This is a genomic window from Rhodoblastus sp., from assembly GCF_041915505.1.
GTDB lineage: Bacteria > Pseudomonadota > Alphaproteobacteria > Rhizobiales > Beijerinckiaceae > Rhodoblastus.
Map to the genome: position 1 here is coordinate 1 of NZ_JAYSBG010000040.1, position 16,943 is coordinate 16,943.

Consider the following 16,943-nt stretch of genomic DNA (forward strand, 5'->3'; position numbering starts at 1 on the left):
TCGCGTGATCTCGATCTCTGGGCCTATCAGCGCGGTGTCGTCCTCGACTTCTCGCGGCCAGGCAAGCCGACTGACAACGCCTTCATCGAGTCGTTCAACGGCAAGTTCCGGGCGGAGTGTTTGAACGCGCATTGGTTCATGAGCCTTGCCGACGCGCGCGAAAAAGTGGAGGCTTGGCGTAGAGACTATAACGAGCTACGATCGCATAGCGCCATCGGCAACAAGCCGCCGATATCGCTCCTCATTCGGCCACCGGACAGCAGCCCGCGGTGACCCGAACATCCCCTGGAATCGGCCAGCAAGCCGGTCCAACGTCGGGGGCAGGCTCAGCTCGGGCCAGAGCTTACTTCAAAACGGATAAGCCTCAGGGGGCAACGTCAGCGGCCATTCCCAAATGATGCTCCATGTCCTGAAGGCAATCCGCCCTTGCAGGCCAATGGAGCAGCTTGCAAGCTGTAGCGGTCGATATTTTCATCAGCCGTTGTCATTGTCGTTCTCCCAAATTCCCTCAAAAAATTCGACAGTTTCACGGATTTCTGTACATAGAGTTGTCGCCATCCAGTAGATCGCTATCGCTTCTCTCTCGCGCACGATGACGTAGTCGTCCTTAGCCGCCCTCGAAATGTCGCCGTTCATCAAGGTTTCGACGACGTGGGCCATGTTTTCCACTTCGGTGAGTTTATTGCTGAGCTCGGTAAACGTGGCCCGGAAGGCCTCAGGAATGCGGGTCATCATCGCCTCCGTCAGACCAGGAACGAGCGCATGAACGCGTCGAACTGATAGTGCTGCGGATCGCCGCGTTCGAAATGCTGGGCGAGATAGGCGGCCTTGGTGCGACCATCCTCCAGAGTCTTGACGGGGAAGGCCAGAAGCTCGTCCATCAGGGCGTCTTCCACCTTGTTGAGCCGCTCGTATTTCCCCGCGGCGGCGGCAAAGGCCGGGTCGCCTTCCTCGATGAAATCCGCGAAGCCGCAGGCGTCATTGAATTCCGCATAGGCGACGCGGTGACGCTCGATCAGCGCGGAGAGCGGGGATTCCTCGGCCGCAGCCTTACGCAGGGATATCAGAACCGCAGCAGCCGGCCCGGAGGCCAGGAACAGGCGGCGAGAAGGCAAGCCGGTAGCGCTTGCCGAAACGGTGGTTTTCGACACGGGGTTGCTCCCTCAGAGCGATTTGTGATACTTTTAGAACATAGCGCAATGTTCTAATTAGAATAAGAGGGAAAATGGCGACCGCCGCGCAATTGCGTGCCGCAAGGGCTCTCATCGGAATTTCGCAGCCTCAACTCGCGGAGCGGTGCGGCTCGTCAACCATGACGATCAAGAGGGCAGAGGGGGCTGGAGTCCCGACGCCGTCGCTCGAAACAATCGGGAAGATCAAAGCGGCGCTTGAAGCTGGCGGCGTCGTTTTCATGGATGCGGGATCGACCCGCGAGGGCGGCCCCGGCGTTCGCCTCCGCGCCGGAATGTCCGCCGAAACGATCGCACTCGACGACCTGAACGCGTCGAATGACGAATGATCACAGCGGCGTCGAGTTCATCTCGGAGAATGGCGGCGGGGCGAGCGTGAGGTTGAGGCAGCCGTGATAGAGGACCACTTGCAATGAGACAGGCTCGCAAAGTGATGCGTTTTCCTAAAACCGCGACTTCGGTTGAACAATGGATGCGCGTCGCTGGCTGGATCGGGCTTGGCCTAATTCTCATCGTCTCCCTTGTTCCGGGCCCCGAACGCCCCCACACCGGCTTATCCGGCCAGATGGAGCACACCATAGCCTATTTGATGACGGCTACCGCATATAGTTGGAGTTCCTCGCGCCTGCAGGAGCGTTTGGCATGGCTCGCCTTCCTCTCGGCCGTCAGCGGGGGGCTTGAAGTTTGTCAACTCGTCATCCCCGGACGAAACGGTCAAGTCATCGACTGGGCTGCAAGCTCCTTCGGCGCGAGTATCGGAACGATCTTGGGCTGGCTTGCTCGCACCATCGTCAGTCAGGCAGGTGAACGACGTTTGTCCGGTTGATCCGCTCGCGGCGCCTAGGGCCTCACCTCGAGCGGCGGCGCGCTCCACCGTGCGACGGTCCTTCCCCGTGGTGCCGGCGGTATTTTCTGCGAACGACAAATTGTCGCTTGCATTGTGCGCATTCGGGGGATTTTTTCTGCATTCACCATGTTGGGCATCAATATTAATCTCTCATTGGCGGCCGTCGACAAATTCAACACTCGGCATCGCAAGCAAAGGTTGAATAGGTCGTGCAAATTGCAAACAAATTGGTAAATATTTAGAATTACTAAAAATATAAGACACCGAAGAAGCTTATAAAATTCAAATTCGCATCCAATCCCTTGAGGCGATTAACGATGTTTGCAACCTAGAAATTGCTAAATTTGTCTTAAATGTGATAGAAAAATCGACATTGGGTATACGAGTTATGAAGAAAGGCGATCAAGTGCCTGAGAATCACATTTCCCCCAGTCAGCCTTCCGAAAAATATGCGCGCGAACTCCTCACGATCTTGGCCGAGGAGTGCTGCGAGGTCGCGGTGCGTGTCAGCAAATCGCTCCGGTTTGGCCTGAAGGACGTCCAGCCCGGCCAAGAGCTTAACAACGCGCAGCGGCTCGCTCGCGAGGTCGGCGACGTCCAGGAAATCGTTCGGCGCCTGATCATGTACACCGGCACCCTCAGCGAGGACGAGATCACCGAGGGCATGATCCACAAGGCTGACCAGCTCGACAAATTCATGCAAACGAAGCTTGCGTCTTAATCGAACTCCGGACTTGTCGAGCGACGTGCCTTCAATCTGTTTCAGGTCAGAACCGAGAGCCTCACCGCGCGCGGCGGCGCGCTGAATGTTGCGCTCGGATTTTCCTGTCGCCTCAGACGTAGCCGCCGTGAAGCGGGCGGCATCCAAATCGCCATTTTGGCGACTTGCTCCTCGATCCCCGCCGTGCCTCGTCTCCGGATGCAATTGCTCGTAAATGAATTTGCGCCGGAAAATAGCGGATGCTTCCTGCGCGGGAGTCAGATTGCAACGGATCAGGTTTTCATCGATCTCGGCGAGTTCGGCGTGAAGGTCATCGAAGTCCAGAACTTCGCATCGCGCTCTTTGCCATCGGCTCCAACTGTTGGCATATGTACGCAGTTGAATTTCTGCTGTGTAGCGAACGATCAGCGCTTCCGATGTATCGCCCCAACTGGGTCGTCATCAACGACCCCGGGAAGAATCCGATAATCGAAGCGCCACGAGAAATTCCCGGGCGCGGCGTCGAGGAGCGTCTGGCGCCATTCGCCGAGACCGCGGAGCTTGTCGAGATAGTCCTCGCCGACCTGGCGGAGGCGCCATATCTGTCGGTCGCCCATGTTGCGCAGGGTTTCTCCCTCAATCGGAGGACCTCCTTTTTTCTCCCTTGCACGCGCGTTTTCGAGATCGTGCTCGAAATCCTCGAAGGCCTGGCGGCCGATCTCTTCCAGAGCGCGCTTATGGCCGGCGATCTCGTCGATCGGCGTGAGATCGCGTGGAATGTTGGCCCCCTGAGGGGCTGATTTCGCGTTGAAGATTGTCCCCCCGTTACGGCTTTCAGCGATTCTTCCGCCTTTGCGGAGGGGTCTGGGGATGATTGGCGTGGAGACGATCGCGCGGATCCGGTTCGAGCATTTCCAGAATGGCAAAGGGATCAAGCGGATCGCGCGAGAGCTTGGGATTGCGCGCGACGCAGTCCGCAAGGTTTTGCGCTCTGGCGCGACGGAGTTCGCTTACAAGGGCACGGTCCAGCCGCAGCGCAAGCTTGGCGACTGGGTGGAGACGCTGACGGCGATCCTTGAGGCGGAGGCCAGAGTTCCGCGACGCGAGCGGCGCTCGACTATCCGCTTATTCGAGGAACTACGCGGCCGAGGCTATGACGGAGCGCACGATAGCGTCCATCGGTTCGTCAAGAGTTGGCGCGCCGAACGCGCCCGAGCGCCGGCGCAGGCTTTCGTTCCTTTGCGCTTCGATCCGGGCGAAGCCTATCAATTTGATTGGAGCCATGAGGCGATCGAGCTTCACGGATTGCCGCTGACGGTAAAGCTGGCGCAGGTGCGGCTCGCCTACAGCCGCATGCCGTTTGTGCGCGCCTATTTCCGTGAGACGCAGGAGATGGTGTTTGACGCGCACGATCGCGCCTTCGCTTTTTATGGCGGCGTCTGTCGGCGCGGCATTTACGACAATATGCGCACTGCCGTGGAGGCCGTCTTCGTCGGCCGCGCCCGGGCCTATAACCGGCGCTTCCTCCAGCTTTGCTCGCATCACCTCGTCGAACCCGTCGCCTGCACGCCGGCCGCCGGCTGGGAGAAGGGTCAGGTCGAGAACCAGGTCGGCACAATGCGTGACGTGTTGTTCCGCCCGAAGCCGAAGGTGAAGTCGCTTGAGGAGTTGAACGCTTGGCTGGCCGAGCAATGCGTCGCCTACGCCAAGCGGATCAAGCATCCCGAGTTCAGGGACCGGACGATTTTCGAAGTGTTCGAGGAAGAGCGGCCGCGTCTCATGCCCTTCCTCGGTCCTTTCGCCGGGTTCATTGAGAAGCCGACGCGCGCGACGACGACATGCCTGATAGCCCATGATCGGAACAAATACAGCGTCGACGCCAGGGCGGCGGGGCGCGCCGTGCTGGTGCGCGTCTACGCCGACCGCATTGTGGCTCTCCTCGGCGAGGAGATCGTCGCGGATCATCCACGCAGCTTCAAACGCGATCAGGTCGTCTACGACCCCTGGCATTACCTGCCCGTGCTGATGCGCAAACCTGGCGCTCTCAGGAACGGCGCGCCGTTCAAGGACTGGGATTTGCCACCGCCGTTGTCGGCGATCCGGGACCGGCTTCGACGCCACGTTGATGGCGATCGCCAGTTCGTGACGATTCTCGGCCGCGTGCCGGAAGACGGCGTCGCCGCCGTGGCTGAAGCTTGCGCGGAAGCCTTGGAGGCCGGCGCCGCCAATGGCGACGTCGTCCTCGCAATCCTCGCCCGCAAACGGCAACCGCCGGCGCCGCCGAGCATCGCAACGCCCGAAGCGCTCAAGCTCAAGACCGAGCCGGTCGCCGACTGCGCTCGCTACGACAACCTGTGCAAAAGAAGGGAGGACGCGCCATGGAACGCCATCAGATCATCGACGCCATGACCGGATTGAAGCTTTACGGAATGCGCGCCAGTTTCGACGAGATCGCCGGCAAGGGACTGGCGCGGCGCGAAGAACTCTACCCGCTGCTCGGCAGCCTCATCCGCGCCGAACTGGCGCATCGCCAGTCCCGCTCGATCAACTACCGCATCAGCGGCGCCAGGTTCCCCGTGCTGAAGGATCTCGACGCCTTCGTCTTCAAGGACACGCCGGTCGACGAAGGCCTGATCCGCGAACTCGCGACCGGAGGCTCTATCGACGCCAAGCGCAATCTCATCCTGATCGGCGGCACGGGCACGGGCAAAACCCATCTTGCGATCGCCATCGCCGCCGCCGTCATTCGCGCTCGCGCGCGAGGCCGCTTCTTCAATCTTGTCGATCTCGTCAATCAGCTCGAACAGGAAAAAGCCGCCGGGAAAAGCGGCAGGATGGTCGAGGCCCTGCTGCGCCAGGATCTGATCGTCATCGACGAACTCGGCTATTTGCCGTTCAGCCATGCCGGCGCGCAGCTGTTGTTCCATCTGATCAGCAAGCTTTACGAAAATACCTCGATCATTATCACGACCAATCTCGCCTTCGCCGATTGGCCGCAGGTCTTCGGCGACGCCAAAATGACTACCGCCATGCTCGATCGGCTCACGCATCACTGCGATATCGTCGAGACCGGAAACGAGAGCTGGCGCTTCAAGAACCGCTCCTGACCATCAACCAACACAGCGCCCCATCGTCAGCAAAACAGCCGCGGCTCCGCAACACCGACCAGCGACGCCGCGGCTGTTCCCGCACCTCCGCGCTCTTAAAAGAGGGGGCTAACATTCAAAGCGAAAGGGGGGGACAGCTTTCAAAGCGAATTGACAGGGATAGGCCAGCGAAGCGAATATGTGGCTCGACGCTGACGCCGACCTTGCGGAACGGTCTGACGGCCGCCCCTCGCTTAGGACGAACCAGACGGGCGACCTCTTGCCGCCTGGCCCCGTCTTGTATTCCGAGAATGGCGTGAAAGGCGCAACACAGCGGTTCACCGGCCTGAGCCAGCGCCGCCAGCGCGGCAAGAACAGGCGGGCTCCTCAATGCCCTAAAATTTGAGGCTTAGTGTGATACCGCTTCCCGTCGGCGGCAATGGATAGGGCGAGGCCGCGCGAAGGGCGGCCAGAGCGGCGGCGTCCACATCACGCAGCCCGGTTGACTTGAGGATTTTGGCGCCGACAAGAGCGCCGCCGAAGTCGATGGCGAAGACGATTTCGCCCGGGTTACGTGGCCGCCCCGCCGCGACCTTCTTCAAATCCATGTGGGTGGCTACAAGTCCGTACACCGTCGAAAGATAGGTCGTCTTCGCATTTCCGCCTCCAACAGGAGAGTAGCCAAGGGCGGCGACCACAGGGTCGTCGGGCGCGGCGGCGGAGGTTGGAGGCCGGGGCGCCGCAACTGGCTCTTCCGGCTGGGGCGCCGTTTTTTCCGCTCTCGTCTGTTCCTGCGCATCGGGGCGAGGCCCTTCGGGGGCCTTGAGAGGCTCCCCTTCGGTTCGATCGTTTGTTGGTTGTCGCGCCGATTCCTTGGCATTCTTGGCTGGATCCGCCTTGTCGGGATTCCGCGCGGCTTCGGCGGGTTTGGGCTCCGCCTTTTCCTTCGCGGACTGCTGCGCCGCTCCGAGAGCGTCCTTTTCCTTTTTGTCGCTGGCGCGCGGCGCGTCCGTGGCCTCTTTCTCGTCCAGCGCAGCTTGATTGGTCGGCTGCTCCTTATTGGGCGCCGGAGCCGATTCCTTGGGAGGCGGTGGTTCGACAATGACTTCGACAGGAATCTCCTGTTCCCCCGGCGCCGGATTGGCCGGCCTCTCGAAGCGCACGAAAAGCGCAATCACGATCAGATGCGCAAGAAGGCAACCAAGTACGATCAAGGCAAAGCGGCGCGTGGCCGTCGCCGGAGCGGGCTTCAGTCCGTCAAGCAGGCGTTCTTCGGGTGGTGCGGCTAACATGAACCCTTGTGCGCAATGAACAGCCGAAAGCAATCTTCGACCTTGACCTTATAGCAGACAGTCACTGGTCTGGCGTTCGCGACCGAGAATACGTTTTCCAAGCCGGCAGTGAGATCGCGGCGGCAATCCCGCCTCCGGCGCTGGCCGGACACAAAAAACCCCGCATCCGGTTTTCACCGTGCGGGGTCCTATCCTCAGCGACTGTACATCCGAGTTCGCCTTGGAACTGCGATCTTGATAGCTGACGCTTGTGTCGATCTGATGGCGCCTACCACGTCCGGAGATCGCCGGCCGTCAAAAACTCAACGACGCGGATGACGCGACCGCCGCAAAGCTTGGCCAATATTCTTCTCCTATCGGGCCATCGACCACATTGGCGGCCCGACAACGGCAGTCCCGGACATCGCCCGCGCCGTGCGTTCGCCAGCATTCATCGCCCTGTTAGATGCGGCGGTCATTAATTGATGGCGTGTGGGGGCCTCCCGTGCGGTCTCTCCTTATTCTCTGAGCCCGCTCACCCTTAATTTGCCCGGAGCGGGAACCTTTTCAGGCCCATCCCGCTACCTTCAAACCCCTCATCACATGAAAGGCCAGACGCCATGTCGAAGCTCGTCCTATTCGCCGCTTTCGCCGGCCTCCTGATCGGTGGCGCGACCTCCGCCTCCGCTGCGCCGATTTCTCCGCTGTCGGAGAGCCTGATCGTCGGGAGCGGGCCGGAAATCACCAATGTGCAATGGGGACGCCACTGCTGGCGCGATCGCTGGGGCCGCGTCGTGTGTCGCCAGGGCGGCGGATGGGGACCCCGTAGGCACTGCTGGCGCGACCGTTGGGGCCGCCTCGTGTGCCGCTAAGCTGACAGGAAAGCCACGCCGGCGACCCCGCGACACGAGGTCGCCGGAAGGTTTTCAAAGCGATGCCGCGCGGAAAAGAGGACAGATTTCCGCCCTGCTCTCCTCGTCGCCCTCGAAGTTGTGACTGAACCTTCAAGGCGGCCAATCGTTCTTGCGGACAGGCTGGGGCCGCCGTCCCTGATCGGACGCCGAAACATGGAGTGGGAACGACCATGCAGGAAACCGAGATCCACGACTATGCGCGCCGCCTCTACAATGCCCGCGGGGCCAAGGCGGCGGCGGAGGCGGCTCAGAAGGCGCGCTCCTGCGAGGAATCCGGCAAGAGCGAGGACGCGAAGACCTGGCGCCATGTCGAGGCCGCGATCAAGCAGATGCTGGGCCCTCACCAAGGCTGATCCGCGCGCCGGGTTCATAACGCCGCCGGGCGGCCTGGAGGTTGATCCGGCGGCGAGATGCGTCGAATGGCGGACGACATGCGGCCAGCGGCTTGAATCGGCGCCCCGCGGACGCCAGCGTCTCATGGAGCCCGGGCCCTAATTTGGGATCACGACACATTCGCCGCCGGCCGATTTTAGCCGGGTGCAGAGCGTTGTCGCGCGTTGGCGTGAGGCCTCCGACACGCGGATCTGATACCAAAAGGTGGGCAAACGGCCGCCGATGCGTCGCGAAACAATCTCCGGGGCACGCGGTCCCAATATTGTCGGAAATTTCTGGCGAAGGTTGGCGTATTGCGCCACAGCGCTCGATTTTGAACGGTCGCCGATCAATTGCAGCGCCCAAGGCCCCGGACGCGATTTTGAGGTCGGAGGCTCCGTCGATTTGGCGTTGGCCTCAGTCGGCGCCCCCTGTTGCCGAGGCGCCGCGCGCAACGCCGTCACCGAGCGGCTCCCCGGCGGCGGGCATTCCGCATCGACATCGACGATCTTGTCCGAATCCTTCAATGCGATCCAATCATCGGCTGTGCGGCCGGTGACGTTATGGACATAGGCTCTGGTCTCATCCGGCAATTCGCGTGTTCCGGCGAGCCAGTCGCGCACGCGGCCGGGGCCGGCATTATAGGCCGCGGCGGCGAGACCAAGGTTCCCGAATTGCTGTCGCAGTTCGCTTAGCCAACGCCCGGAATGCTGAATCGACAGAGACCAATCGAAAGGGTCTTCCAGCCCGCGCCATTGTGCTGTCGCGGGCATGAATTGCGCGATGCCCTGCGCGCCCGCGGGACTGACAGCTTGCGGATCGAAGCGGCTTTCCCGCCAGATCAGCCGCAGCAGAAATTGGCTGGGGAGCCGATAGGTTTTGGCCGTGAGAACGATTTCGTTGCAGGCCTTTTTGATCATGACGGCCCTTTGAGCGAGGCCGCCCGTCGCAGGCGTCGCGTCATGAATGGCGGAGGTCCCTCCGAGACCCGAATCCGACGCGATTGCGCCGGTTTGCTCCGCAAACGCGAGGCTGATCACGAGTCCTGTCAATAAGGTGCGCGCCACGCCGTGGAACGGAGCCATCACATTGCCCAACCATTGAGCGTCAACGGAAAACATGAAACTTCATTTTGCTTAAGAAATAGCGCGCCTTTTTAATAGAGCGGCAAGCGCTCATGCTTCTGCAAGCGCTTGCCGCCGACCAGCGTTTTCGATTCGAAAAAGAATCCGCCGTTCGCCCGATCTTCACAATGGAACGATTGTCCGCGCTGGGTCGCCGCGTCGGTTTCAATGCGCGGCGGGATCGCCTTCGACCAGCCGGAAAGTTTGATGGCAGGCGACGCAATTTTTCGTGGTCGAGGCGAGCAGCGCGAGTATCTCTTCGGTCGAGACGTTCTTGTCGGCGGCCTCGGCGATGGCGTCGAAGCCCTGCCGCGTCGCCATGCCAAGGGTCTTCCACTCCGGTGTTTCGGCGTCCGCCAGACCCGCCGGCTTGTTGGGCAGGGCGCGCACCGCGATCAGGCCGCGCGGCCGGGCCGCCGCCGCGACTTTGGCTTTGTCGTCGGCGGAAAGGCCCTCGCTGATCTGCTGGATCGACATGACGAACTGTCGCATCTGCTCCATCACAAAGGCCTTTTGCGCGGGCGTGCGGACGGCCGGCGCACGGGCGTCCGGTTCCGGCTGCTGGGCGGCGGCCGCGCCGGCGAGCGCGACCAGCGCGATGATCCAGATGCGCCGCATCGTCACATCTTCCAATCGAGCTTGGCGACGACCGCGCGCGGCGCGCCCGGATAATAAATGCCCGAAGACGAGGTCGACTGGTAATAGCCGCTGGAGATCTGGCCAATATAGGCCTGGTTGAACAGATTGGTCGCGGTGAGGCTGGCCTCGACTTCGCCGATCGGCAGCGGCTGGCGCCAGGCGATGCGCAGATCGACCGTCCCATAGCCGGGAATGGGCTGGAGATGCGCCACATCGCCATAGACCTGGCTGGAAAGGTGCAGGATCGGCGTCACCGAAAGCCTGTTCCAGCGCCATTCCGCGCCAAGCGTCGCGACCCAGAGCGGCACGTCGGGCATCTGCTTGCCATTGACCCGGGCGTTGGCGAGGGTCGCCGCCGAAACGCCGGGCAAGACCGGCAGGTCGGAGACGAAGACCATGCTCTGATAGCTCAGCGCGGCAAAAAGCGAGAGGTCCTGGCGCGTTTCGAGCCGGATCAGGCCCTGCCCGCCGAGCGTCCGGCTGTCGCCGACATTCTGGCTATAGGCCACGCCGATGCCGGGATCATAGGAAACGTTCTGATTGAAATTGCGGGCGTAGAAGAAGGTCGGCTCGAAGGCCGCGGCGCCGAAGGGCGTCAGGAATTTATAGCCGAAGCCGACATCCAACGCGTTGCTGGTGGCCGGCTGGATATTGCGCCAGAGCTGTTCGGCGGTCAGGCCCTTGGCGAGAAAGGTCGCCGCATTCTGCTGATAGGCGGGCCACAGATCATAGCCGGGCGCGTCGGAATTGCGGCCGAGGCTCGCGCGCAATTGCAGGTCCGGCGTCACGTCATAGGCCAGCGCCAGGAAGGGCAGCGCATTGCCGATGGTGCGCGACTGGACGCTGCGGTTGTAGATGACGCCGGACGACTGCGCGAGCGCCGTGTCGTAATCGGTGCTGGTGACGCCGGTCGTGTTCATGGCGTTGATGCCCGGCAGCGTCGTCCATAGATAGCGCAATCCGAGCTGCGCGTGCAGATTGCCGAAACGCCGGTCGGCGATGCCATAGGCGGACTGATAGATGTTCGGCGTGGTCGCGTCGGACAGGATGCCCCAGCTCTTGAAGGTCAGCCCGCCGGCGGCATTGGGCGCGAACATCTGCCAGGCGTTCGGCGGCCCGGGCAGCTCGCCGACGCCGCCCCAATAGCCGACCAGGAAATTGGTGTCCGCGTAGCGGGTCTTCAGTTCCGCGATGCCGCCGTAATAATCATGGTCGATCAGCCATTTGCGCACCATGCCGTTCGACATGCCGTCGAGGTAATAGCCGTTCTCGCTGAGAAAATAGGGTTTCAGGGTCAGGACCGTGTCGCCGTCGATGCGATAGGCGATTTCGGCGAAAGCGGTCCAGACGTCGAAGGTCTGGGTGTTGAAGCCGTACCAGTTGACCAGATTGGACGCCGGATTCCTCAGGATCGGCGAGAAATCGTAAGTGCGATAGACGGAGAGATTGCGGGCCTGGCTATAGGTCAGGCCGGCATAGGTATTGGCGTCGAAACTGCTGTGCCCGACGAACGCCTTGATATCCAGCGAGTCCGTCGGATGGGATTCGATCCCGGCGGCGAAATTGCCCATATTGTTGGGCGATTGGCCGGCGCCGCGCCATTTGTCGGCGTCGGTCCAGGAGCCGGAGACGAAGAACTTCGTCGTATTATTGAGGAAATAGCCGCTGTCGATCCGGCCGAAGCTGCGCAGGAAGCCGTAAGAACCGAAGCTCTGCGAGATCTCGGCGCCCATCTTGTCTTTCGGCCACAGCACGGCGCTGTCGATCACGCCGACCGAGGTGAAATAGGAATTGATATTGGACGGGACCGGGCCCTGATAGAGCGTCACCCCCGACAGATTCTCATTATTGATCAGCCACGTATTGCCGACGCCCGGATTGATGCCGGACAAGGGAATGCCGTCCACCGTGGAGAGGCTGTCGCCATGCTGGGATACCGCCCCGCGAATGCGCAGGCCCTTGTTGCCGCCGGGGAGATTGGCGAGGCTATAGGGATCGATGGCCGGCGCGTCGACGCCCGGCAGATTGGCGACCGACCGCAGCGTGTTCGTGCCGCCGCCCCCGGAAGCCAGATCAATGCCGCCTTGGTCGACCTGAAACACCGTGGCGGCGCCGTCACGCCGCGCGCCAATGGGCGTCTGGGTCGGAGCGGCGGCCGTCTCTCCGTCCTGCCCCGGCGCCGCCTCCCGAGTCCCGGTGACGCTGATGTCGGGCAGCGCGGTCTGCGCCGCGGCGAGTCCTGCGTTGAGACAGGCGATCAGCGATATGCCCGACAGGAGCGCGGCGCGAATTTTGGCGGGGGGCGTCTGAAGCAAGGTTTTGTCCTCGGGCCGGCGCATTGGCGCGCCGGGCCTGGGGAGCCGTCGCTGTATTGCGCAAATGAACATATATTCATTTTACATAATGAAATTTCCTGCTTTGCAAGGATAAGTATTTATCAAATTGAATAGATATTACGCAGATTAATTGCGTGAAATCAGACACTATTCCGTTTGCGCGATATCGACGCAAAACCCTGATTCGATGACGCAATTTACGGCGGTCCGCCGTTCTTCTTCAGCCTCGCCCGCCGAAATCGATCGGGGCGAACGCCCTTCGCCCCTCCCGGGTTTCAAGGGTCGCGACTCTCACGCCATAAAGGGTGTGGATCGCCTCCGCCGTCAGCACATCGCCCGGAGGTCCCTCCGTCTCGATCCTCCCGGATTTGAGCAGAGCGACGCGGTCGCAGGCCCAATGGGCGTGTTCGGGATGATGCGTGCTCATGACGACGCCCTTGCCCTCGGCGGCGAGCGCGCGCAGCAGCGCGATCAGGCGCAATTGTGCGCCATAGTCGAGCCCCGTCATCGGCTCGTCCATGATCAGCATTTCGACGCCCTGCGCCAGGGCTCGCCCGATCAGCGCGAGCTGCCGTTCGCCGCCGGAAATCTCGGTATAGGGCCGCTCCGCCAGATGCGCGATGTTCAGGCGATCGAGCACGTCGTCCACCCGCGCGCGATCCTGCACGCTTGCGCCGCCGAACCAGCCGCTTTGCGGCAGGCGGCCGAGCGCCACGACGTCGCGGACGAGATAGGGAAAAGGCGCAGCGTGGAGTTGCGCCACATAAGCGATCTTCCGCGCGATGGCGCGCCGGCTCAGCATGGCGAGCGGGTCGCCGTCGAGAAAGATGCGGCCGCGCGCCGGAGTCAGGAAGCCCATCAGCAGGCGCAACAAGGTCGTCTTGCCGGAGCCATTGGCGCCCAGCAAGGCCACCACCTCGCCGCCGCCAATGGCCAGCGAGGCGCCGTCGAGCACGGCCCGCGCGCCGCGCTGGAACGCCAGATCGAGCCCGACGAGGCCGGGGCGATTCACGTCCAGCCCTTCCGGCTATGCCTCAGCACCAGCAGGAAGGCGGGAATGCCGAGCAGTTCGGTGACGATGCCGATCGGGATTTCGGCGCGGCCAACCGAGCGCGCCAGGCAATCGGCGCCGATCAGGAAGATCGCGCCGACCAGCGCCGAAGCCGGCAACAAGACCGCATTGCGCGGCCCGACCAGCAGCCGCGCGAAATGCGGCGCGAACAGGCCGATCCAGCCGATCATGCCCGCGAGCGAGACCGACAAGGCGGTGATGAGGGTCGCGGCGGCGATGGCGCCATAGCGGACGACGCCGACCGGCACGCCGAGCGAGCGCGCTTCGTCCTCGCCCATCGCCAGCGCGTCCATCGGCCGCGCCAGAGCCAGCAGGCCGGCGATGCCGAGCAGGATCGCCGGCGCCGAGACCAGCGCCTGCGACAGGCGCACGCCCGCAAGGCTTCCCATCAGCCAATAGACGATGGCGGGTAATTGGTCATAGGGATCGGCGAGATATTTGATCGCCGACAGCAACGCCGTGAAAAAGGCGCCGGAAATCATGCCGCCCAGCACCAGAGTGATCGTCGAGGCGGCGCCGAAGGCGTTGGCGATGCCGACGCCGAGCGCCACGGCGGCGAGGCCGAAGGCGAAGGACAGGCCCTGCGTCGCCAGCCAGCTAAGACCCAGCAGCAGCGCCAGAGCGGCGCCGAAACAGGCGCCGCCGAGCGCGCCGAGCAGGCCCGGCGAGGCGAGCGGATTGCGGAACACCGATTGAAAGGCCGCGCCTGCGACGCTCAGCGCCGCGCCAATGCTCGCCGCCGCCAGCACGCGCGGCGCGCGTATTTCCAGAATGACATTGCGCAGCAGATCGTCGCGTTCTGGCGCCAGCGACGCCAGCCCGAGGCGGGCGGCGAAAAAATCGAGCATTTCCGGCAGGGACAGAGGATAGCGCCCGAGCGTCATCGCGCCGAGCGCGGCCGCGACCAGCGCGACGCCCAGCAGCGGCAAGACGGCGAACGGACGCCGCGCCGGCGCGGCGTCAATGCAGGATATGGTCGACATCCTCGTCCTTCAGATCGACGCCGAAGAATGTTTTGTAGAAGGTCTTCGTCTCGGCCTTGATGTCGACCGGCAAGAGCTCTGGGTAAAACAGATTGGCCAGCCAGAGCGCGCCGAGCGCGCGCATGAAACTCGGCGGGCGGTCGAGCCAATTGAACGGCAGGCGCGGAACGGTCACGATGCGACCCTGCGCGGCGGCCTCGACATTGCGCCATTCCGGCGCTTTCGCAGCCATATCCTTGAAGCGCGGATCGAGCGCGAGGATCAGCGACGGCTTGCCGGCGATGATCTGCTCAAGGCTGACCCGCTCCATGCCGACATGGTTCGATTGCTCGCACTGGTCGATGTTCTCGCCGCCGGCGAGCCGCATCGCCTCGACATGGAAGGAATTGGCGCATTCGGTCGCGAGGCCGTCCGGACCCTCCGCGTAATAATAGCGAATCCTCTTGTCGGCCGGCAGCGAGGCGACCGCTTTTTCCACCCGCGCGATCATTCCGGCTATGGCCTCGGCGAGCTGGTCGGCGCGTTGGCGCCGGTCGAGCAAATCGCCGAGGAATCGCAGCGCCTCGGGATAATCCTTGATCGAATTCAGCCGAACATAGACGATCGGCAGGCCGGTGCGGCCGTAAAGCCGTTCGGTCTCGCCATTCTCGCCCATCGGCTCCAGCCAGGAGACGACGAGATCGGGATGGAGCGCCAGCACCTCCTCGGGATTGGCGCCCGGTCCGTGGCCCGGCATCCCGCCAAGCGCCGGCAATTTGGCGATTTCCGGCGGCAGGAAGGCCATCTTCTTCTCATTGGGCGGCATATTGACCGCGACCAGCAGATCGGGCGCGAGCACATAGAACAGCACGGTCAGCGGATAGGAGGCCGAATGGACCCGCGTGATCCGGTCGGGGACAGTGACTTTCCGCCCCGCCATATCGGTGATCTCGCGCGCCTGCGCGGGCGTGGCGAGGATGGACGAGAGCGCGATGAGGACGGCGAATGCGAGGGTGAACAGGCGAGCGATCATGGCGATCTCCGCAGGCGGGGCGGCCTCACGCCGCGACGCTGCCGCGCGCAAGCCCGCGCCACCAGCTTTCGATGGCGGCGGCGTCCGGCGGCAATTCGTCCGACAGCTCGCCCGCGAACAGGCGCCATTCCGCGCGCATCACCGGTTTGAGCGTGGTCAGGACCGGAATTTCGGCGGCGATGGCGGCGGCGAAGGCGTCGCCAAGGCCTTGATGGTCCGCCTCCAGCTTGCCGAATTTGGTCAGGATGAGGACGTCGGCGCCGGCCTCGACGGCGCGCTGCGCGGCGGCGCAGGCCAGCGCGACGCCGCCTGGGTCGAGGTTGCAGGCGGTCGAGCCCGGCCCGAGGTCCTGCGAGATCCTGATCCGGGCGCCGTCGAAAAGATCGAGCGCATAGAGGCCGCCGCAGGGCGTGGCGCAATCGGGATCGACGAATTCGACCACGCCGCCGACGCAAAAGCCCTCGCTGCGCCGCAAGGCCGCGAATTGGCTGAGCAAGGCCTGCTTTTCGGCGCCGGCGTCGCTCAGGATCGCGCCCACACGGGCGACGCGCCGGTTGATGATCGCGTTCATGGCCAATCTCCACCCGTCTTGCGACGCTAATCTTGCGGCGTTTACGACCGAGACGCGACGGTTTTGGCGCGCATCGCACAAACCGGACAAAGCCGGCGCCGCCGCTGAAGCTGTTTTAACGGAAGGGATCGCGCCCGGAAAGCGGCCCGCACCCTCGTCAGGCGGGAAGCAAATTAGGCGCCATCGCGGGCTATTACAACAGGAATCACTATATTCGCGTTACATAAAAAGGGTGTCGCCGTTTCGCCGATAGTTAGCCGAATGGATTATTATCTTGACACGGAGCGGCGTCTGCGATCAGTTAGCCATATGGCTCACCTTGATCGCGTCTTTCATTCCCTGTCCGACGGCACGCGCCGTGCGGTCATCGCGCAGCTCGCCAACGGCCCCGCCAGCATTGGCGATCTCGCGCAGCAGCACCACATGGCGCTGCCCAGCTTCATGAAACATATCCGCGTGCTTGAATCGTGCGAGATCGTCGTCTCCCGCAAGATCGGCCGCGTGCGCATGTGCGAATTGCGTCCCGACGCGCTCACGGCGGCGCAAGGCTGGATCGAGCGCGAGCGTCGGATCTGGGAAGCCCGGCTGGATCGGCTGGACGCCTTCGTCGAAACCTTGGCTGCAAAGGAAAACAAGCATGGACACGAATGACGATCTCGATCTCGTCCTCGAGCGGGTGGTCAAGGCCAGCCCGGCCCAGCTCTGGCGCGCCTGGACCGAGCCGGACCTGGTGCGACAATGGTTCGCGCCGCGGCCCTATGGCGTCGTCAAGGCCGCGATCGAACTCGCGCCCGGCGGCGCGTTCAATATTGTGATGTGTTCGCCG

General features: G+C 62.9%; 21 protein-coding genes. 10 read left to right on the forward strand and 11 right to left on the reverse strand.

Annotated features, from left to right (window positions below; translation table 11 throughout):
* On the forward strand, positions 1-273 hold a 273-nt coding region (locus ACE3S9_RS04670; protein ID WP_374545272.1), incomplete at its 5' end, for a transposase.
* A gap of 201 nt (positions 274-474) precedes the next feature.
* Here the strand turns inward: ACE3S9_RS04670 and ACE3S9_RS04675 are convergent.
* Both ACE3S9_RS04675 and ACE3S9_RS04680 read right to left on the reverse strand, forming a co-directional pair.
* On the reverse strand, positions 475-732 hold the full coding sequence (locus ACE3S9_RS04675) for a hypothetical protein (RefSeq protein WP_374545273.1): 258 nt from the start codon (positions 730-732) through the stop codon (positions 475-477).
* 11 nt (positions 733-743) lie between these two features.
* Positions 744-1,151 carry a hypothetical protein gene (locus tag ACE3S9_RS04680; RefSeq protein WP_374545274.1) on the reverse strand — a complete coding sequence of 136 codons (408 nt, stop codon included), beginning with the start codon at positions 1,149-1,151 and terminating at the stop codon, positions 744-746.
* 74 nt (positions 1,152-1,225) lie between these two features.
* Here ACE3S9_RS04680 and ACE3S9_RS04685 point away from each other — a divergent pair, with 74 nt between their 5' ends.
* Positions 1,226-1,519 carry a hypothetical protein gene (locus tag ACE3S9_RS04685; RefSeq protein WP_374545275.1) on the forward strand — a complete coding sequence of 98 codons (294 nt, stop codon included), beginning with the start codon at positions 1,226-1,228 and terminating at the stop codon, positions 1,517-1,519.
* An 83-nt stretch (positions 1,520-1,602) separates the two neighbouring features.
* Complete coding sequence (locus ACE3S9_RS04690; RefSeq protein ID WP_374545276.1) at positions 1,603-2,016, forward strand: VanZ family protein; 414 nt, start codon at positions 1,603-1,605, stop codon at positions 2,014-2,016.
* A gap of 370 nt (positions 2,017-2,386) precedes the next feature.
* Here the strand turns inward: ACE3S9_RS04690 and ACE3S9_RS04695 are convergent, their stop codons facing one another.
* A complete protein-coding gene (locus ACE3S9_RS04695) occupies positions 2,387-2,905 on the reverse strand; it encodes a hypothetical protein (RefSeq protein WP_374545277.1) in 519 nt (172 codons plus the stop codon).
* A 92-nt stretch (positions 2,906-2,997) separates the two neighbouring features.
* Between ACE3S9_RS04695 and ACE3S9_RS04700 the strand changes: the two genes are divergently transcribed.
* The 3 genes from ACE3S9_RS04700 (at position 2,998) to istB (ending at position 5,844) form a co-directional block, all read left to right on the forward strand.
* Entirely contained in the window at positions 2,998-3,537 is a 540-nt protein-coding gene (locus ACE3S9_RS04700) for a hypothetical protein (RefSeq protein WP_374545278.1), read from the forward strand.
* 70 nt (positions 3,538-3,607) lie between these two features.
* Positions 3,608-5,146, forward strand: a complete 1,539-nt coding sequence (istA, locus tag ACE3S9_RS04705) for an IS21 family transposase (RefSeq protein WP_374545279.1) — start codon at positions 3,608-3,610, stop codon at positions 5,144-5,146.
* Entirely contained in the window at positions 5,116-5,844 is a 729-nt protein-coding gene (gene istB, locus ACE3S9_RS04710) for an IS21-like element ISMsi1 family helper ATPase IstB (protein WP_374545280.1), read from the forward strand. The genes istA and istB overlap by 31 nt, the downstream gene beginning before the upstream one ends.
* A gap of 374 nt (positions 5,845-6,218) precedes the next feature.
* Here the strand turns inward: istB and ACE3S9_RS04715 are convergent, their stop codons facing one another.
* On the reverse strand, positions 6,219-7,148 hold the full coding sequence (locus tag ACE3S9_RS04715; RefSeq protein ID WP_374545281.1) for a TonB family protein: 930 nt from the start codon (positions 7,146-7,148) through the stop codon (positions 6,219-6,221).
* A 566-nt stretch (positions 7,149-7,714) separates the two neighbouring features.
* Here ACE3S9_RS04715 and ACE3S9_RS04720 point away from each other — a divergent pair.
* Both ACE3S9_RS04720 and ACE3S9_RS04725 read left to right on the forward strand, forming a co-directional pair.
* Positions 7,715-7,966, forward strand: coding sequence for a hypothetical protein (locus tag ACE3S9_RS04720; protein ID WP_374545282.1), 252 nt, complete (start codon positions 7,715-7,717; stop codon positions 7,964-7,966).
* A gap of 212 nt (positions 7,967-8,178) precedes the next feature.
* Positions 8,179-8,361, forward strand: a complete 183-nt coding sequence (locus ACE3S9_RS04725) for a hypothetical protein (protein ID WP_374545283.1) — start codon at positions 8,179-8,181, stop codon at positions 8,359-8,361.
* A 138-nt stretch (positions 8,362-8,499) separates the two neighbouring features.
* On the opposite strand, the gene ACE3S9_RS04730 is transcribed toward ACE3S9_RS04725, so the two are convergent.
* The 7 genes from ACE3S9_RS04730 to ACE3S9_RS04760 all read right to left on the reverse strand — a co-directional run bounded on the left by ACE3S9_RS04730 (position 8,500) and on the right by ACE3S9_RS04760 (position 16,117).
* Positions 8,500-9,300 (reverse strand): lytic transglycosylase domain-containing protein, encoded by an 801-nt coding sequence (locus tag ACE3S9_RS04730; protein WP_374545284.1) that lies wholly within the window; start codon positions 9,298-9,300, stop codon positions 8,500-8,502.
* A gap of 369 nt (positions 9,301-9,669) precedes the next feature.
* Positions 9,670-10,122: a hypothetical protein gene (locus ACE3S9_RS04735; RefSeq protein WP_374545285.1), complete on the reverse strand. Its 453-nt coding sequence runs from the start codon at positions 10,120-10,122 to the stop codon at positions 9,670-9,672.
* 2 nt (positions 10,123-10,124) lie between these two features.
* Positions 10,125-12,458, reverse strand: coding sequence for a TonB-dependent receptor (locus ACE3S9_RS04740; protein ID WP_374545286.1), 2,334 nt, complete (start codon positions 12,456-12,458; stop codon positions 10,125-10,127).
* Between the two features lie 241 nt (positions 12,459-12,699).
* Complete coding sequence (locus ACE3S9_RS04745) at positions 12,700-13,491, reverse strand: ABC transporter ATP-binding protein (RefSeq protein ID WP_374545287.1); 792 nt, start codon at positions 13,489-13,491, stop codon at positions 12,700-12,702.
* Positions 13,488-14,534 (reverse strand): FecCD family ABC transporter permease, encoded by a 1,047-nt coding sequence (locus tag ACE3S9_RS04750; protein ID WP_374545288.1) that lies wholly within the window; start codon positions 14,532-14,534, stop codon positions 13,488-13,490. The genes ACE3S9_RS04745 and ACE3S9_RS04750 overlap by 4 nt, the downstream gene beginning before the upstream one ends.
* Positions 14,512-15,546, reverse strand: a complete 1,035-nt coding sequence (locus ACE3S9_RS04755; RefSeq protein WP_374545289.1) for an ABC transporter substrate-binding protein — start codon at positions 15,544-15,546, stop codon at positions 14,512-14,514. The genes ACE3S9_RS04750 and ACE3S9_RS04755 overlap by 23 nt, the downstream gene beginning before the upstream one ends.
* Positions 15,547-15,571: 25 nt before the next feature.
* On the reverse strand, positions 15,572-16,117 hold the full coding sequence (locus ACE3S9_RS04760; protein ID WP_374545290.1) for a DUF2478 domain-containing protein: 546 nt from the start codon (positions 16,115-16,117) through the stop codon (positions 15,572-15,574).
* Positions 16,118-16,426: 309 nt separating this feature from the next.
* Here ACE3S9_RS04760 and ACE3S9_RS04765 point away from each other — a divergent pair, with 309 nt between their 5' ends.
* Positions 16,427-16,768 (forward strand): ArsR/SmtB family transcription factor, encoded by a 342-nt coding sequence (locus ACE3S9_RS04765; protein WP_374545291.1) that lies wholly within the window; start codon positions 16,427-16,429, stop codon positions 16,766-16,768.
* Positions 16,755-16,943: SRPBCC domain-containing protein (locus tag ACE3S9_RS04770; protein ID WP_374545292.1), on the forward strand; the 189-nt coding region annotated here is incomplete at its 3' end. The genes ACE3S9_RS04765 and ACE3S9_RS04770, both read left to right, overlap by 14 nt.

What these genes read in the sequence shown, in the direction of transcription:
- ACE3S9_RS04735 (WP_374545285.1), bottom strand. Translation starts at nt 10,122, where the DNA reads ATGCGGCGCATCTGGATCATCGCGCTGGTCGCGCTCGCCGGCGCGGCC.
- ACE3S9_RS04760 (WP_374545290.1), bottom strand. Translation starts at nt 16,117, where the DNA reads ATGAACGCGATCATCAACCGGCGCGTCGCCCGTGTGGGCGCGATCCTG.
- ACE3S9_RS04685 (WP_374545275.1), top strand. Translation starts at nt 1,226, where the DNA reads ATGGCGACCGCCGCGCAATTGCGTGCCGCAAGGGCTCTCATCGGAATT.
- ACE3S9_RS04675 (WP_374545273.1), bottom strand. Translation starts at nt 732, where the DNA reads ATGACCCGCATTCCTGAGGCCTTCCGGGCCACGTTTACCGAGCTCAGC.
- ACE3S9_RS04755 (WP_374545289.1), bottom strand. Translation starts at nt 15,546, where the DNA reads ATGATCGCTCGCCTGTTCACCCTCGCATTCGCCGTCCTCATCGCGCTC.
- istA (WP_374545279.1), top strand. Translation starts at nt 3,608, where the DNA reads ATGATTGGCGTGGAGACGATCGCGCGGATCCGGTTCGAGCATTTCCAG.
- ACE3S9_RS04730 (WP_374545284.1), bottom strand. Translation starts at nt 9,300, where the DNA reads ATGATCAAAAAGGCCTGCAACGAAATCGTTCTCACGGCCAAAACCTAT.
- ACE3S9_RS04750 (WP_374545288.1), bottom strand. Translation starts at nt 14,534, where the DNA reads ATGTCGACCATATCCTGCATTGACGCCGCGCCGGCGCGGCGTCCGTTC.
- ACE3S9_RS04765 (WP_374545291.1), top strand. Translation starts at nt 16,427, where the DNA reads ATGGCTCACCTTGATCGCGTCTTTCATTCCCTGTCCGACGGCACGCGC.
- ACE3S9_RS04725 (WP_374545283.1), top strand. Translation starts at nt 8,179, where the DNA reads ATGCAGGAAACCGAGATCCACGACTATGCGCGCCGCCTCTACAATGCC.
- ACE3S9_RS04720 (WP_374545282.1), top strand. Translation starts at nt 7,715, where the DNA reads ATGTCGAAGCTCGTCCTATTCGCCGCTTTCGCCGGCCTCCTGATCGGT.
- istB (WP_374545280.1), top strand. Translation starts at nt 5,116, where the DNA reads ATGGAACGCCATCAGATCATCGACGCCATGACCGGATTGAAGCTTTAC.
- ACE3S9_RS04690 (WP_374545276.1), top strand. Translation starts at nt 1,603, where the DNA reads ATGAGACAGGCTCGCAAAGTGATGCGTTTTCCTAAAACCGCGACTTCG.
- ACE3S9_RS04700 (WP_374545278.1), top strand. Translation starts at nt 2,998, where the DNA reads ATGCTTCCTGCGCGGGAGTCAGATTGCAACGGATCAGGTTTTCATCGA.